General features: G+C 67.1%; 13 protein-coding genes. 4 read left to right on the plus strand and 9 right to left on the minus strand.

Going from position 1 to position 14588, the window contains the following annotated elements; translation table 11 throughout:
* Positions 1 to 21: 21 nt before the first annotated feature.
* Together AC06E7_RS00965 and AC06E7_RS00970 are read right to left on the minus strand one after the other, a co-directional pair.
* A complete protein-coding gene (locus tag AC06E7_RS00965; RefSeq protein ID WP_478063602.1) occupies positions 22 to 1266 on the minus strand; it encodes a DUF418 domain-containing protein in 1245 nt (414 codons plus the stop codon).
* Between the two features lie 96 nt (positions 1267 to 1362).
* Positions 1363 to 1842 carry an FKBP-type peptidyl-prolyl cis-trans isomerase gene (locus AC06E7_RS00970; protein ID WP_478062526.1) on the minus strand — a complete coding sequence of 160 codons (480 nt, stop codon included), beginning with the start codon at positions 1840 to 1842 and terminating at the stop codon, positions 1363 to 1365.
* Between the two features lie 116 nt (positions 1843 to 1958).
* On the opposite strand from AC06E7_RS00970, the gene AC06E7_RS00975 reads away from it, so the two are divergent.
* The 3 genes from AC06E7_RS00975 (at position 1959) to AC06E7_RS00985 (ending at position 4985) form a co-directional block, all read left to right on the plus strand.
* On the plus strand, positions 1959 to 2492 hold the full coding sequence (locus AC06E7_RS00975) for a C40 family peptidase (RefSeq protein ID WP_336443242.1): 534 nt from the start codon (positions 1959 to 1961) through the stop codon (positions 2490 to 2492).
* Between the two features lie 146 nt (positions 2493 to 2638).
* Positions 2639 to 3403, plus strand: a complete 765-nt coding sequence (locus tag AC06E7_RS00980; RefSeq protein WP_249834377.1) for a C40 family peptidase — start codon at positions 2639 to 2641, stop codon at positions 3401 to 3403.
* Positions 3404 to 3647: 244 nt separating this feature from the next.
* Positions 3648 to 4985 carry a sigma-54 interaction domain-containing protein gene (locus tag AC06E7_RS00985; RefSeq protein WP_478062528.1) on the plus strand — a complete coding sequence of 446 codons (1338 nt, stop codon included), beginning with the start codon at positions 3648 to 3650 and terminating at the stop codon, positions 4983 to 4985.
* Between the two features lie 332 nt (positions 4986 to 5317).
* Here AC06E7_RS00985 and AC06E7_RS00990 read toward each other — a convergent pair whose 3' ends face one another.
* The 7 genes from AC06E7_RS00990 to AC06E7_RS01020 form a co-directional block, all read right to left on the minus strand.
* On the minus strand, positions 5318 to 6628 hold the full coding sequence (locus AC06E7_RS00990) for a transporter (RefSeq protein ID WP_068853510.1): 1311 nt from the start codon (positions 6626 to 6628) through the stop codon (positions 5318 to 5320).
* A 45-nt stretch (positions 6629 to 6673) separates the two neighbouring features.
* Positions 6674 to 7456: a hypothetical protein gene (locus AC06E7_RS00995; RefSeq protein ID WP_478062530.1), complete on the minus strand. Its 783-nt coding sequence runs from the start codon at positions 7454 to 7456 to the stop codon at positions 6674 to 6676.
* An 8-nt stretch (positions 7457 to 7464) separates the two neighbouring features.
* A complete protein-coding gene (locus AC06E7_RS01000) occupies positions 7465 to 8166 on the minus strand; it encodes a C39 family peptidase (RefSeq protein ID WP_478062532.1) in 702 nt (233 codons plus the stop codon).
* 137 nt (positions 8167 to 8303) lie between these two features.
* On the minus strand, positions 8304 to 9845 hold the full coding sequence (locus AC06E7_RS01005) for an adhesin (RefSeq protein ID WP_217537149.1): 1542 nt from the start codon (positions 9843 to 9845) through the stop codon (positions 8304 to 8306).
* Positions 9846 to 9887: 42 nt separating this feature from the next.
* Positions 9888 to 10526 (minus strand): hypothetical protein, encoded by a 639-nt coding sequence (locus AC06E7_RS01010; RefSeq protein WP_478062533.1) that lies wholly within the window; start codon positions 10524 to 10526, stop codon positions 9888 to 9890.
* Complete coding sequence (locus tag AC06E7_RS01015) at positions 10523 to 11065, minus strand: hypothetical protein (RefSeq protein WP_217537144.1); 543 nt, start codon at positions 11063 to 11065, stop codon at positions 10523 to 10525. The genes AC06E7_RS01010 and AC06E7_RS01015 overlap by 4 nt, the downstream gene beginning before the upstream one ends.
* 300 nt (positions 11066 to 11365) lie before the next feature.
* Positions 11366 to 12694: a dicarboxylate/amino acid:cation symporter gene (locus AC06E7_RS01020; protein WP_184126492.1), complete on the minus strand. Its 1329-nt coding sequence runs from the start codon at positions 12692 to 12694 to the stop codon at positions 11366 to 11368.
* 150 nt (positions 12695 to 12844) lie between these two features.
* On the opposite strand from AC06E7_RS01020, the gene AC06E7_RS01025 reads away from it, so the two are divergent.
* A complete protein-coding gene (locus AC06E7_RS01025) occupies positions 12845 to 14557 on the plus strand; it encodes an alkaline phosphatase (RefSeq protein ID WP_478062535.1) in 1713 nt (570 codons plus the stop codon).
* Positions 14558 to 14588 lie beyond the last annotated feature (31 nt).

The raw sequence follows: 14588 nt of genomic DNA on the forward strand, positions 1-14588 counted from the left end.
GACGACGCGGCCTGAATCGTTTCATCGGCGCAACGCTGGCCAACGCCCGTAGGTCATCGCGCGCCAGATCCACTCCAGCGGCCCGAACCGGAAATGGCGCAGCCACGCATGGCTGAGCAGCACCTGCAATGCGAACAGCGCCACCGCGAACGGAACCTGCCAGGCACGCGGCATCGTTTCAAACGCGCCCAGCCCGTAGCCGTAGAACAGCCAGGTGCAGACCAGTGACTGCAGGATGTATTGGGTCAGCGCCATCCGCCCCATCGGCGCCAGCACGCGCAGGCGGTCCCGCCAGCGCACGATCCAGGCCAGGTAGCCCAGGCACATCAACAGGCTGGCCACCGACGACAGCGCATACGCCGCGCCGGTGGTGGGGGTGAACGTGCCGGGCGCCAGGTACGGCACCCAGCTCGCGCTGATGAGCATCAACAGCAGTCCAACCGGCAACGCGCCGCGCCGCAACCAACGGTAGAGGCGCTCGAACCGCGCCGGGTCGGCCAGCGCGCCACTGCGTGCGAACCAGCTGCCGAGCAGGAACATGCCCAGCACTTCCGGGCCAATGATCAGCGCCCCGGACAGGGCCGTGCCCAGATCGCTGGCCCGCTGCGCCACCGCCTGGCCGAAGCTGCCATGGCCATACGCCTGACGCTGCAGTTCGACGGTCTGCTGGCCCTGCGCCATGGCCGAGCCGAGGGCGCCGCCATCGCCTTCGACCTGTCCGACCAGGCCCAGCATCGCGCCCAGCAGCAGCATCATCGCCGCCGCACACAGGTAGGTGGCCACGCCCATCGCCGGCAGCCAGCGTTGCGGCGCTTCGCGCGTGGCCAGCAGCGGCAACGACACCAGCGCGTAGATCACCAGGATGTCGCCGGACCACACCAGCAACGCATGGCACAGGCCGATCAGCAGCAGCCCGCCGCTGCGGCGCAGGTAGAAGGTCGTGAAGTCGCGGCGCGCCGCTTCGGCACGCTGCGCCATGATCGCAAAGCCGGCGCCGAACAACAGCGAGAACAGGGTGAAGAACTTGCCCTGCACCAGCACGTAGACGGCGGCATCAATCCAGTAGTCCAGCCCCTGCCAGTGCGGGTCGATGCCGGTGAAGGCCAGGTCCAGCGGGCCGCTCAGCGCTTCCATGTTCATCAACAGGATGCCCAGCAGCGCGACCCCGCGCAGGATGTCGATGACTTCGATGCGGTCGCCGGCAGCCACCGGCTGCAGCGTGGGGGAAACAGGCTTCACGGGCGACTCACTTGGCAGGGCGGACAGTATGCCGCCGCAGCCCGCAGGCCGCCCGGCATTTCGGGGCTGCAGATACGCAACGGCCCGCCGAAGCGGGCCGTTGCCTCATACGGTGGCCTGCACTCAGTGCTGGTGGCCGCCGTCGCCGTGCACGTGGCCGTGCTCGAGTTCTGCGGCAGCAGCTTCACGCACGTCGACGATCTCGACCGAGAAGTGCAGGTCCTTGCCGGCCATCGGGTGGTTGAGGTCCACGTCGACCACGCTCATGCCGACCTTTTCAACGGTCACGGCGCGCGGGCCGAAGTTGGTCTGCAGCACGACCTGCTGACCCTTCACCAGGCGGGTTTCACCGAAGTGCTTCTTCGGCACGCGCTGGCTCAGGCCTTCCTTGCGCTCGCCATAGGCGTCGGCGGCCTTCACATCGACCTCGAAGGAGGCGCCGGCTTCCTTGTCGAGCATGGCGGCTTCCAGGCCCGGGATGATGTTGCCGTGGCCGATCAGGATCGCCAGCGGGTCACGGTCCCTGGAGCTCTCGATCGGCTCATGGCCCTGCTCGGCGACGGTGTAATGGAAGCGGACGACGCGGTCTTTTTCGATCTTCATGCGGAACTCTTGTGCTGAGGCTGCCAGGGCAGACGGGTGGGACGGGTTGTCGCCCGCCAAGTACGCCGCCATCATGACGGCCTTCTGAGGCCGCGCATTATCCGGACATCACGCACATGACGCCAGTTCCGCGCTTGAACCGCTCTGTTGCCCGGGTTGCCGCCGTGCTTGCCCTGGCCCTGCTGGCCGCCTGCGGCGGCGGCAAGACCACCCGCCCGAGTGCGCCGGCCGCCTCCACCCAGGTCTGGCCGACGGTGGTACCCAACGACCCGCAGGCGGCCAATGCGGTGCTGATGCGCGCCATCGGGCTGGTCGGCACGCCCTACCGCTACGGCGGCAACACCCCCGAGTCGGGCTTTGACTGCAGCGGGCTGGTGGCCTACGTGTACCGGGAAATGCTGGACCTGAAGCTGCCCCGGACTTCGCGCGACCTGGCGGCGGTGCAGGGACCGAAGATCGATCCGCAGCGGCTGGCACCGGGCGATCTGGTGTTCTTCGGCGACCGCGGCAACGTCTTCCACGTCGGCATCTACGTGGGCGAAGGGCGCTTCGTGCATGCCCCGAGCACCGGCGGAACGGTCCGGCTGGATTCGCTCGGCGGCACCTACTGGAAGCAGCACTACACAGGGGCGAAACGTGTCCTTCACTGAAATGAACAGGGCAAAGGTCTAAAAATGTGACCTTCATCACGTTCATATAAACGAAAATTTAACGAAATTTGTACCAAATCACACGTCTTACACGGCATCATCACCCATCGTTTTTATTCAGTGACCGCCGCGTGACGACAGCCGACCTGACGTGCCAAGGCCAGACCGCCACTTTCCGGCGCACTGCCCGCCCCGCTCTTATCGCTTTCGCCCTCTGCCTGGCCAGCCTTCCGGCCTGGGCGCAGACGGCACCGACGACCGCCGTCGATGCTGCTCCGGTTGCCACCGCAGCCGCCACCGAGATCCCCGCCGCCGCCAAGCCCAAGGCTGACGCGCCGGCCCGCAGCAAGGCCGATGCCGCTGCCAGTGCCACCCTCGCCGCCCTGCTTCCGCACCTGGCGGCCAACGACACCATTCCGCTCATGGACCGCTCGGCGATGTTCGCCGGCGACCTGAGCCGCCTGCTGGCCAACTACGATGCCAGCTCCGGCGCCAATGGCGTCGTGGTCGGCGGGGCCGCCGACAATGGCAAGGTGCAGTCGCTGCTGCGCCGTGCGATGACGCTGCTGGGCACCCCGTACCGTTGGGGCGGCACCTCGCCGGACAGCGGTTTCGACTGCAGCGGGCTGGTCGGCTACGTATTCAAGACCGCGCTGGGCATCGACCTGCCGCGCGTCTCGCGTGAAATGGCCCATGACGGCGAAGCCGAGCTGATCAACGACCGCAACGCGCTGGCGGCCGGTGACCTGGTGTTCTTCGGCCGCAGGGGCCGGGTCGACCACGTGGGCATCTACGTGGGCGAAGGCCGCTTCCTGCACGCCCCCAGCACCGGCAAGGACGTCCGCGTGGACAGCCTGGTCTCGGGTTACTGGAGCGGCAAGTTCATGCAGGCCCGCCGCGTCGAGCTCTGAGCCGGCCGGCCCGCCCCGCCATTTGAAGGCCGCTGCCCCGTGCAGCGGCCTTTTTCGTTATGGGCGCCGGTGGCCGGTAACGGGGGCAACCGGCGTTGTCCCTACTGTCGTTCGAGCAATTCCAAGTGCGTGCGACCAGCCCAGGCCGGCTTCGGCAGGGGTTGTTGACTCCGGCGTGGGGCGGCTCGCCGGGGTCACGCCGACCAGTAGACACCGCCCGGGATCTTTCCAGTAAAGGTGACGCATGGCGGCAGTCCCTGAATTTCCGGCCCGGTGTGTGATCTGGTTTGGGCAACCACACGCGGCCGAGCGCGCCGCATTGGCAGCGGAAGGGTGGCAGGTGCGCGGGGTGGCCAGCGATGCATGCGTGGCCATCGGCATGCGCGGCAGCGACCTGGTGGTCGGGCTGCTTGACCTGCGCGGGGCGGCCCCCGGCAACGTGGAGCACCTGCAGGCGCTATTGGAGCAGCACCGGCACATGCGCGTGCTGGCGATCCTGCCGCCCGGGCCCTACCCCACGCCGCCGCCGCTGCAGTCGTTGCTGGCGGGGTGTGTGGAGACGTTCACGGCGCCGCTGGATCTCTCCAGCCTGGTACAGCGGCTGCAGCACCTGGCGGACGGCGACGAGACGCGTTCGCCGGCCGGTGCACAGGCACTCGTCGGGAACAGTGCGGTGCTGCAGGTGGCACGGGCGGCGTTGCGCAAGTTCGCGCCGGTGGAACTGCCGGTGCTGGTCACGGGTGAAACGGGCACGGGCAAGGAGCTGGCGGCGCAGGCACTGCATGCGCTGTCACCGCGGCATGCGCGGCCATTCCTGGCGGTGAACTGCGGGGCGATTCCGGCGGCGCTGGTGCAGTCGGAACTGTTCGGGCATGAGCGTGGGGCGTTCACCGGTGCGGCGACGCGTCGGCTGGGCCTGTTCGAGACGGCCAGCGGGGGCACGGTGTTCCTTGACGAGATCGGCGACCTGCCGCTGGATGCGCAGACGAACCTGTTGCGGGTGCTGCAGGAAGGCACGATCGAGCGGGTGGGCAGCAATCATCCGCTGGCGGTGGATGTACGGGTGGTGGCGGCAACGCACATTGATCTGGAGCAGGCGGTGGAGCGTGGGCAGTTCCGCCGCGATCTGTTCTACCGGCTCAATGTGCTGCGCTTGCCGATGCCGGCGCTGCGCGACCGCGGCAGCGACATCGTGCTGCTGGCGGAGCATTTCCTGGCCAGTTTCCGCCGTCGGCACGTGACGCGCGCGCGCGGGTTCACGACGGAAGCGGCGCAGGCGCTGCTGCGGTTCAACTGGCCGGGCAATGTGCGCGAGCTGTTGAACCGGGTGCAGCGGGCGGCGATCGTGAGCGAGGCCGAGCTGATCAATGTGGCCGATCTGGAGCTGCTGCCACCGCAGGTGGAGATGCCGCAGCGGCTGCTGCACGACGCGCGCCAGGCGGCCGAGCGCGATGCCTTGTTGCAGGCCCTGCGCGATAACGCGTTCAACATCACTGCCTGCGCCCGAACGATGCAGGTGTCTCGTGTGACCGTGTATCGCCTCTGCCGCAAGCATCAACTCGCCCTGCCTGAGTTGCGCTAACGTCAAACGCCTTGGTTTGCGAACGTACGGGCTTTGGGCCGGCGGGTGCGGGTTTGCGGGACACGCCGCAAGTCCCGCTCCGCGGCCCGGCCCAGCCGCCAGCGGCTGTGCGTTCAGTCGCACGCGAGGCAGTGCCTCGCAAGCAGTGCGCCTTCACCCATGTAGGCTCGTTCGCGCCATCCATGGCGCTCTACGGTCCCGCAAACCCGCCCCCGCCGACCCTTCGACATCGGGTCGGTGGCCATGGGAAAAGCTGGGGCTTCGCTGATGCCTTCCGTTGGCCGGCCGTCACCATGGCCGCGGTAGGTATCGACCGCTGGTCGATACGCGCGTTACAGGATGTACGGCACCTTGAATGCCAGGGTGAAGTCCGGCGAATCCGGCGTCAGGCCGATCCCCAGCAGGCTCACGATCGTGGTGTTCTGGTTGAGTGCGTAGGTGATGCCCAGGTTGAGCGTGGCCGCGTTGGCGTCGCTGCCGACGATCTTGACCCACTGCCCGCCCTTGAAGCGGGTGGAGGCGCGGGCGCTGAGCTTGTCGCTGAAGGAGATGCTGAGGCTGGTGCGTTCGTTGAAGGCGAACGCGACGCCGGCACCGAAGTAGTACGAGCCGCCGAGTTTGACGTCACCGGGGTTGACGGTATCGGGGTTGGCGTCGAGGTCGTCGAAGCTGTTTTCGAACGAGTGGATGTAGCCGATGTTGGCGAACAGGATGGCCGGGTCGGCGGTCTTGACCGCCGACAGGCCGACGTTGGCCTGCCAGACGCCGTTGCCGGTGGGTTGCTGTTCGGGCACGGCGAAGCGGATGAAGTCGTCATCGTCGCGCTCGAGCACTTTCCAGCTCAGGCCGTAGGGTTCGCGGCCGGTGGGGGCGGTGGCGCCGACGGTCAACACGGTTTCGGGCCAGCGGCCTTTTTCGGAGAACAGTTTGTAGTTGGCACTGAGGCTGATGTCGCCGATGCCGTTGCCGGTGGTTTCTTCCTGGGCGATGGCCGCCGCCGAGCCGCCGGCGCCGCCCTTCTGGAAGACGGTCTTGCGGGCCAGGTACGGCACGTCCAGGTTCAGGGCCAGGCGCGGGGTGAGGCCCCAGCGTGCGGCGAGGTTGTAGGTGAGGGTGTCGGACTCGACGTTTTCGATGGCGATGTTGCCGAGGAAGATCGCGTCGAGGGCGAGGAAGCCGTTGAGGGTCAGCTGCTTGCGGTCGTAGCGTGCGTAGCTGAGGCTGTTTTCCAGTGTGAAGCGGCGGGTGAACAGGGTCGAGGTCTGTTGTTTGACGTCGTCGACGCTGCGGCGCGAGGCTTCTTTGGCCTGCTGCGCTTCGGCGGCGGTGCTGGCGTAGCCATCGCCGGTCGGGGGTGCGGCGGGGGTGCTCGAGGGCAGCGGTTCGGGCGGGGCGGCGCCGGCCAGCGGTGCGGTCTTGCCGCTCAAGCGGGCCTGCATGGCCTGCACCTGCATGTCCAGTTCGCGCAGCCGGCGCACTTCCTGGGCGTAATTGGCTTTGAGCGTTTCCAGCTGCTGGATGAGTGCTTTTACGTCTGCTTCGTCTGCCGGGGTGGCCGGTGCGTCCTGGGCGTTTGCCGCAGCTGACGCGGTCAGTGCCAGCGCCGCCAGCGCCAGCGGTGTCGTGCATATCGAGGTGTGCATTTCCTTGCCCTGCGTTCTGGTGTCGTTCCCCCCACCCGACCGGTGTTACTGGCCGGGCCCCATGCCTACGCCGCGTACCAGGTTCATCGCCTGGGCCACGTTCTGGTTCAGCGACGCGCTGTTGGCCAGGGTCTGCCGCACCAGGTCGATCTGCATGCGGTTGCTGGCCGTTTGCCCATCGCTGGCCACGGCGATGCTCTGGCCGACGCTGCCGTTGCGGATCCATTGCTGGACCTGGCCCACGCCCTGGATCTGCAGCTGCACGCTGGCGCTGTTGCCATCCTGCTGGGCCACGGCGCTCACGCCGCCCTGCTGCGCGCTGGCCTGCGGGGCGCTCTGTTCGGTGGTGGTGGGTGCGGTGCCTTCGCGCACGTTCAACTGGGTGGCGTTGCTGGCCACGTTGTTGTCACCGGCCACCTGGATGCTCTGGGTGAGCCCGGCCACGTTCTGCAGGCCACTCGAATCCACGCTGCGCCCCGGGGTTTCCGGCAGCGGCGCGTCGGCCGCGGTGACGGTGACGCTGGGCGTGAAGCTCACTTTGGGCGTGTTGCCGCCATGGCTGAAATCCATGCCCAGGGTCAGCGCGCTCTGTGCGGACTGGTTGCCGGCCTGCCATTGCGAAACCATGGTCACGCCGAACCAGGCCACGGCATTGCCGTTGACGGTGTAGCGGCCGCGCATCAGTTTCAGTTCCGGGTCGGGGATCTCGCTCAATCCCTTGCCGGGGCGTCCCTGCTCCTGCGCCGTGGGTGCATCGGCGGCGTGTACCGGGGCGACCCCGAGCAACGCGATGAGCAATGCACTGTGCGTCCAGTTTGCGATGTTCATGGTGCCTCCTAGAACAGATCGGCGTGGGTGAAACCGAAATCCACCAGTTCCGCGTCGGTGATCGGGCCCTGCCGTGCATACAGCGAACGCGCGCTTGGCTGTTCGCCTGGCTGCAGCAACACGGTGTTGCGGTCGAAATCGGTACCGATCACGACGAACACGGCGCGCGACGGCCATGATTCGAGAAATTCGTTGACGGGGATGCTGCGGTTGCCCAGGATCGGGTCCGCTACGTCCACCACGTTACCGCGGACCTGCTTGAGGACCACGAAGTGGCGGAAGCCACGCACATCCATCAACACCAACCCGGGCACGCGCAGCGAGCGCAGGCGCTCTTCGTTGACGCGGTAGCCGCGCCCACGCATGCCCATCGATTCCACGTAACGCTTGATGTCCAGCAGCGAGAAGCCACGCTGGTGGACCAGTTCAGGGTCCGACACCCCCATCATTCCTTCGATCACCGTGCCTTCGTCCGCGTCCAGGTGGTAGGCATAACGCAGGATCGTGGCCAAAGCGGCCGCGCCGCAGCTGTAATCGGTGTGTTGGCGCACCACGTTGCGGAAGCGCCGTTCCTGCATGCTCTCCACGCGCTGGGAGTACACCGCGCCATTGGGCAGCACGCCGCTGAAGGACACATCACCGGCGCGCGAGGCGCCCACCGGCAGGATCAGCAGTGACAACGCGCAGCAAAGGGCTCGGGTCGACCACATCGGCATGGCTCCGGAAGAAGGAAGGAGCCCCTGCCCCAAAGGGGGAGGATGGAACAGGGGCTCCCGGGGAACCCGGCCATTGGCGGATGGCCGGGTTTGTTGCGCTCAACGCGTGTTGCCTGCGAAAACGGACAGCGTTACTCGCCGCCACCGCCGCCCGGGTTGCCGCCAGTGGACGGCTGGGCCACGGCCAGGGCCAGGCTGTTGGCCTGCAGGTTGCCGGTGCCGGCTGCGACGTTCACGCCGATGTTGCCGCTGGCGCCGCGGAACGAGTCACCCGACAGCGAAGCGTTGTTTTCGGCACGTTCCACGACCCAACGGGTGGTGGCCACGGTACCGCTCAGGCTGGCCTGCAGATCGGCATAGCCCACTTCACCGTACGCCAGAACGCCGCGCTCGTCGGTGTCGAAGGCGAGACCGCCCGCACCTTCGTTGTACGGGTTGTCGGTGGCGCCCTGGGCGTCAGCATCCAGGTCGATGTGCCCGGTCTGGTTGCCACCGGTGTGCGACGAGCCGCTCCAGGTATCCGGGTAGAAGTTTTCCTTCTGGTAGGCATTGCCGCGACCGGCGTAACCACCCACGCCGATGGCTGCAGTACCGCCCCGGACGTTGCCACGCAGGGTGACCTGGGTGGTGTCACGCATGGCCTTCACGTAGCCCTCGTTCGACACGCTGTTGCCGGTGGACACCTGGTTCGAGCTGATGCTCGCGGTGGCCATGCGGGCGGTGGACACCGACGCAGCCAGGGCGTTCTTCTGCTCGTTGTTGTTGCCGGCGGCGCTGTTCACGCCGATGTTGCCGGTGGCGCCGCGGAAGGCGTTGCCGCTGAGGCTGGAGTTGTTGACCACGCCTTCGTTGGTGGTGGTGTTGCCGGCGCCGTACTGGTTCACGTACACCTGCGCATCGGACATGCCGAAGGTGAACGAAGCATCGGCGGCGGACAGCGAGGCGGCGTTGTCCTGGGCATTGTTGTCACCGGCGGCAGTGTTGAAGCCGAGGTTGCCCGACGCGTCCTGCGCCACGTTTTCGCTGATCGAGGAATTGTTCTCGAGCAGCTGGTTGTCGCCTTCGTTGTCGGTGATCGACTGGCGGTTGTCGATGATGGCAATCGCGGCCGAGTCCACTTCCAGGTCACCCGAGACGGTCGGACGGCCGCGGAACTGCACGTCCGCACCCACCTGCAGGTCCGATTCCAGGTTCACGTCCACGCCGTGGTTGTTCTTTTCCTTGCGCTCGTCTGCCTGGATGTTGCTGTTCTTCTGCACGTTTTCGTTGACCGAGACATTGCGCGTGTGGTTCACGTCGCTGGTGTCGCTGTAGCTCTTGGTCGTGGTCCTGGTGCTGGTGTCGGAGCTGGTGTTGGTGGTGCTGTTGTTGCGTACGCGGGTGCGCGAATCCCAGTCATTGCGGATGTTGGTATCGATGTTGGTATCGATATCGGTATCGATGCTGGTGGTGATGTCGGTGTCGACATCGGTGTCGATATCGGTGTTGATGTTGGTATCAACGTCGGTATTGAGGTTGGTGTTCGTGTTCGTGTTGGTGTTGGTGCGGGTTTCCCACACGTTGTGGATGTGGTTGATGAACGCGCTTGCGTTCTGGTTGTCCTGTGCGGAGGCAGATGCGGTAGCCGCAACTGCGATGGCCAGCGCAAGTACCGTCTTGTTCATGGTGTTCATGGTGCCCTCTCTCTTCACGGTCAATCGGGTGGATGGAACTGCTCACGGGGTGGACTGCACCGAAATGCCCAACTGGTTGGCGGTGGTGTTGCCGGTACCCGCGATTTGATTGAGTTGCAGAACGCCGTCGAATCCCTGCAGTGCGGTGTCCTCCACGGCGACACTGCGGGTTCCGGCGGAACCACCGCGACGTGCGGTGCCCTGCCCCCCTGCTGACGCGAGTGCCCCCGACGCGGCCAAGGCCTCGTCGTTCGTCTCGCGTATGCCCTGTTGCGCCAGCGTGGCCGTGACGACGTTGAGCGCCGCGTTGCCGATACCGCTGGCCTGGTTGATCATGGCGACGCCGCTGGCGCCGTTCAGTGCCTGGCCGCCGATGCTGGCGCTGGCATCCAGCGCGCCATCGGCGCGCACGCGGTTGCCGGCGAGGCGTTGGCGTGCATCGATGTTGACCTGTGCGTTTTCGCCACTGGCGATACCCAGCAGGTTGGCCTGCAGGTTGAGGTCGCCGGCGGCCATGTTGACCACCATGGCGCCGTCGGCGCCGCTCAGCGCGCGGCCCTCCAGGCGGGTGTTGTTGAGGTAGCCCAGCATGCCGGCGTAGTCGTCTGCCTGTTGCGCGTTCAGCGGCAGTGGCAGCGCCAGCGAGAGCCCCAGCGAGAGCAGCACGGTGGCGCGCTTCATTTGCCGGGCCCACCTGCAGGCGCACCGGCCGGCTGGCCGAGCGGGAATTGCGCCAGCGCACCGCGCACCTGGTCACCGATACCGCGGGTGGCGTTGCCCACCGCGCCCATCGGCCCGCCGATGCTGCGGCCGAGCGAGCTGCCCGACAGCACACCGCTGCTGGTGGCCTTGCCCAGGGTGCTGTTGATGGTGCTGGTGGTGACGCGCTCCACGGTGGTCTGCGGGTGCCCCGCAGAGAGGCCGGTGTTGGAGCCCAGCGAGGCGTAATCGTCGTCGCTCAGTTCGTCCATGCCGGTCGAGGTGCCCAGTGCGCCAGCGACTTCGCGCTTGGGCGAGGGATCGGCTATCAAGGCCACGCCCGGGGGAGCGGGCCGATACGCCGGCCGCGCGGATACATCCCGCAGCAGCACGATTTCACCCGGTTGCTGCTTCACGCCCTGCCGTGCGCCCGAGGCCTGCACCGCTGCCGGTGCCAGCACCATCACCAGCAGCAGCCACGTCACCGCCGTTGCCTTGCTCCGTACGCGAACGCTGTCCATTGCGACCTCCCGATACATGCGGAGGGATGGAGCAGCAATCGTGCCAAGTCCGAAAGGCCCTGTTTGCGGGCATGTTGCCGGCAGCGACCGCTGTCACTGCAACGCAGGTGTTACACCCGCGTGGCGTTCACGCGTCCTGAACACGAACGTGCGCGCGTCAGGAAGGCGGATAACGCTCACTTCACATGTAGGTGTATCAGCGTTGTTACACCGTCGGATACAGATGTCACAGTGCGCAGTCATCAAACGCAGACGGGCCGACAATCGCCGGCCCGCTGCATGACGACCTGACCGATCGTGCTAAGAGGTGCGCTCTTCGCCCTCGTCCACGCCCAGGTTGGTGGACGGGTTGTCGTAGACCTCGCGGTCGAGCAGCCCGGTTTCCTTGGCCACCAGCACCGGCACCAGCATCTGGCCGGTGACGTTGGTCATGGTGCGCATCATGTCCAGGATCCGGTCGATCGCGTACAGGTAGCCGATGGTCTCCAGCGGCAGGTTGGCTGCGCTCAGCACCACCGTGGCCATCACCACCGCCGTACCGGGTACCCCGGCTGTACCGAAGCTGCCCAGCACCGAAGCGATCAGCACCACCACATACTGCTCGGGGGTGAGCGGCACGCCGGTGTACTGCGCGATGAACACCGCGCACAGCGCCGGATAGATCGCGCCGCAACCGTCCATCTTGATGCTGGCGCCCAGTGGCACCGCGAAGGACGCGTAGTCCTTGTTCACGCCAAGGTTGTGGGTGATCGAACGCATTGCCGCCGGCATCGCCGCGAAGCTGGACGAGCTGACGAACGCCACCTGCATGCCCGGCGCGGCACCACGGAAGAACTTGAGCGGGTTCAGGCCGTGCACCAGCAGCAGGCTGCCGTACACCAGCACGATATGCAGCGCGCAGGCCACGTACAGCGCCAGCACGAAGCTGCCCAGCGGCAACAGTTTTTCGAAGCCGTAGCTGCCCACCAGCCCGGCGATCAGGCCGAAGGTGCCCAGCGGGGTCATCTCCAGCACGAAGCGGGTGACCTGGATCATGATGTCGCTCATCTGCCCGGTCAGCTTGCGCGCCTCGGCGACCTTGTCGCCCAGCTTGACCATGGCAAAACCGAGCAGGCCGGCGAAGAAGATCACCGGCAGGATCGAACCGCGCCCCGCGGCCAGCACCGTCTCGCCGGCCGCGTTGACCTTGGTGCCGATGCCGGTGAGCGCGTAGAACACGTTGGATGGCACCACGTCCATGACCACCTTGACCACGCTGGGCACTTCGCGCGGCGTGTAGCCGTGGTCCATGCTCAGGCTGAGGTTGCCGGTACCCGGCTGCATCAGGGTGCCCACGGCCAGGCCGATGCCCACTGCCAGCGCGGCGGTGATGATGAACCACAGGAAGGTGCGCCCGCCCAGCGCCGCCACCGATTTCTGCCCGTGCAGGGAGGAAATGGCGTTGATCACCGCGAAGAACACCAGCGGCACCGCGATCATCTTGATCAGCGTGACGTACAGGTCGCCCAGCGGGCCGAACCAGGTTTCGGCGGCGGGGCCAAGCAGCCAGCCGGCCAGCGCGCCGAGCACGAAGCCGCCAAGTACGCGCTGCCAGAACGGGATCCGCAGCCAGGCAGACACCAGCGTCATGAGCATTCCAGGGAGTGGGTGACAGCCCCTCACCTTAGCCCAACGCGCCCCTGCGGACGAGGCGCACAGAAACAAATCAGCGTGTCATCGGCGTGCCTTGCGGCGTTCTGCATAATGAACGCCCGTTTCACCATTGAGATACGCGCGTCCATGTCCCGTTTCACGCCTCTTGTGGCGGCCCTCGCCACCACCCTGCTGCTTGGCGCCTGCGCCGCCTCCGCCCCCGCTTCCCGCGCCAACGCCGGCGCCGTTCAGGTCGATGTACCGGCAGTGGCCCACCCGGTCGGTGAAACCCCGCAGTGGTGGTACCGCAGCGGCGCCGCCCGTGCCGCCGGCAGTGGAGCGATGGACGGCCGCGCCAAAAACGTGATCCTGTTCCTGGGCGATGGCATGAGCCTGACCACCGTGGCCGCCGCACGCATCTTCGAGGGCCAGCGCAACGGCAACCCGGGCGAAGAGAACCTGCTCTCCTGGGAGCGCTTCCCGGCCACCGCGTTCAGCAAGACCTACAACACCGATTCGCAGACCCCGGATTCGGCCGGCACCATGACCGCCATCACCACCGGCGTGAAGACCCACATGGGCGCCATCGGGGTCAGCGCCGGCAGCCGCAGCGACTGCGCCGACAGCCTGGGCAAGGGCCTGCTGACCTGGCTGCAGCTGGCCGACAGCGCCGGCATGGCCACCGGCGTGGTGACCACCGCGCGCCTCACCCACGCCACCCCGGCCGCGACCTACGCCCATTCGCCCGAGCGCAACTGGGAAAGCGACGCGGACCTGCCCGAGGCGGCCAAGGCGGCCGGCTGCAAGGACATCGCCCAGCAGCTGCTGGACACCTCGCGTTACGGGCGAGGTCCGCTGGTGGCACTGGGCGGCGGTCGCGCCCAGTTCACCAACGTGGAAGAAACCGACCCGGAGTACGACGACAAGGTGGGCCTGCGCCTGGACGGGCGCAGCCTCGTCGGCGAATGGAAGCAGGCGCACCCGCAGGGCGCCTATGTCTGGAACGCGCAGCAGCTGCAGGCCGCCGCCAACGCCCCGGCGATCCTGGGCCTGTTCGAGCCGGACCACATGCGCTATGAGATCGAACGCAAGGACGACCCGTCCGGCGAGCCCAGCCTGGCAGAACTGACCCAGGCGGCCATCGCCAACCTGTCGCGCCACCAGGAAGGCTACGTGCTGATGGTGGAAGGCGCGCGCATCGACCACGCCAACCACAGCGGCAACGCCTACCGTGCGCTCAGCGATACGGTGGCGCTGTCCGACGCGGTGCGTGCAGCGGTGGAGGCCACCTCCGACCAGGACACGCTGATCATCGTCACCGCCGACCACTCGCACACGCTCAACTTCGTGGGCTACCCGGCGCGTGGCAACCCGATCCTCGGCAAGGTCAAGGACAAGGGCGGCGAAGACGGCGCCGGCGCGCTCGACCTCGCCCGCGACGGCCTCGGCCTGCCCTACACCACCCTCAGCTACGCCAATGGCCCCGGCTTCACCGGCGCCACCAACCAGCAGCCGGCAGGCCCCAAGGCCTACCCGCACAACCCGAGCAGCTTCGACCCGGCCAAGGGCCGCCCGGACCTGACCCACGTGGATACCGAGCACCCTGATTACATGCAGGAAGCGCTGGTGCCGATGAAGAGCGAAAGCCACGGCGGCGAAGATGTCGGCATCTGGGCCCGTGGCCCGGGCAGCAAGGCGGTGCGCGGCACCATGGAACAGAACGCGATCTACCACATGATCGTGCAGGCCACCCCGCGCCTGCGCCAGCGCCTGTGCGATGCCGGCACCTGCAACGCCAAGGGCGTGCCGGTGGAACTGCCCGCACCCAAGGCGTTCGAGCGCAAGGACGCAGGCAACTGATGCAGCGTGCCGGCGGCCCCATCATGCGGTT

This window comes from Stenotrophomonas sp. Steno-Z4, from assembly GCF_056393145.1.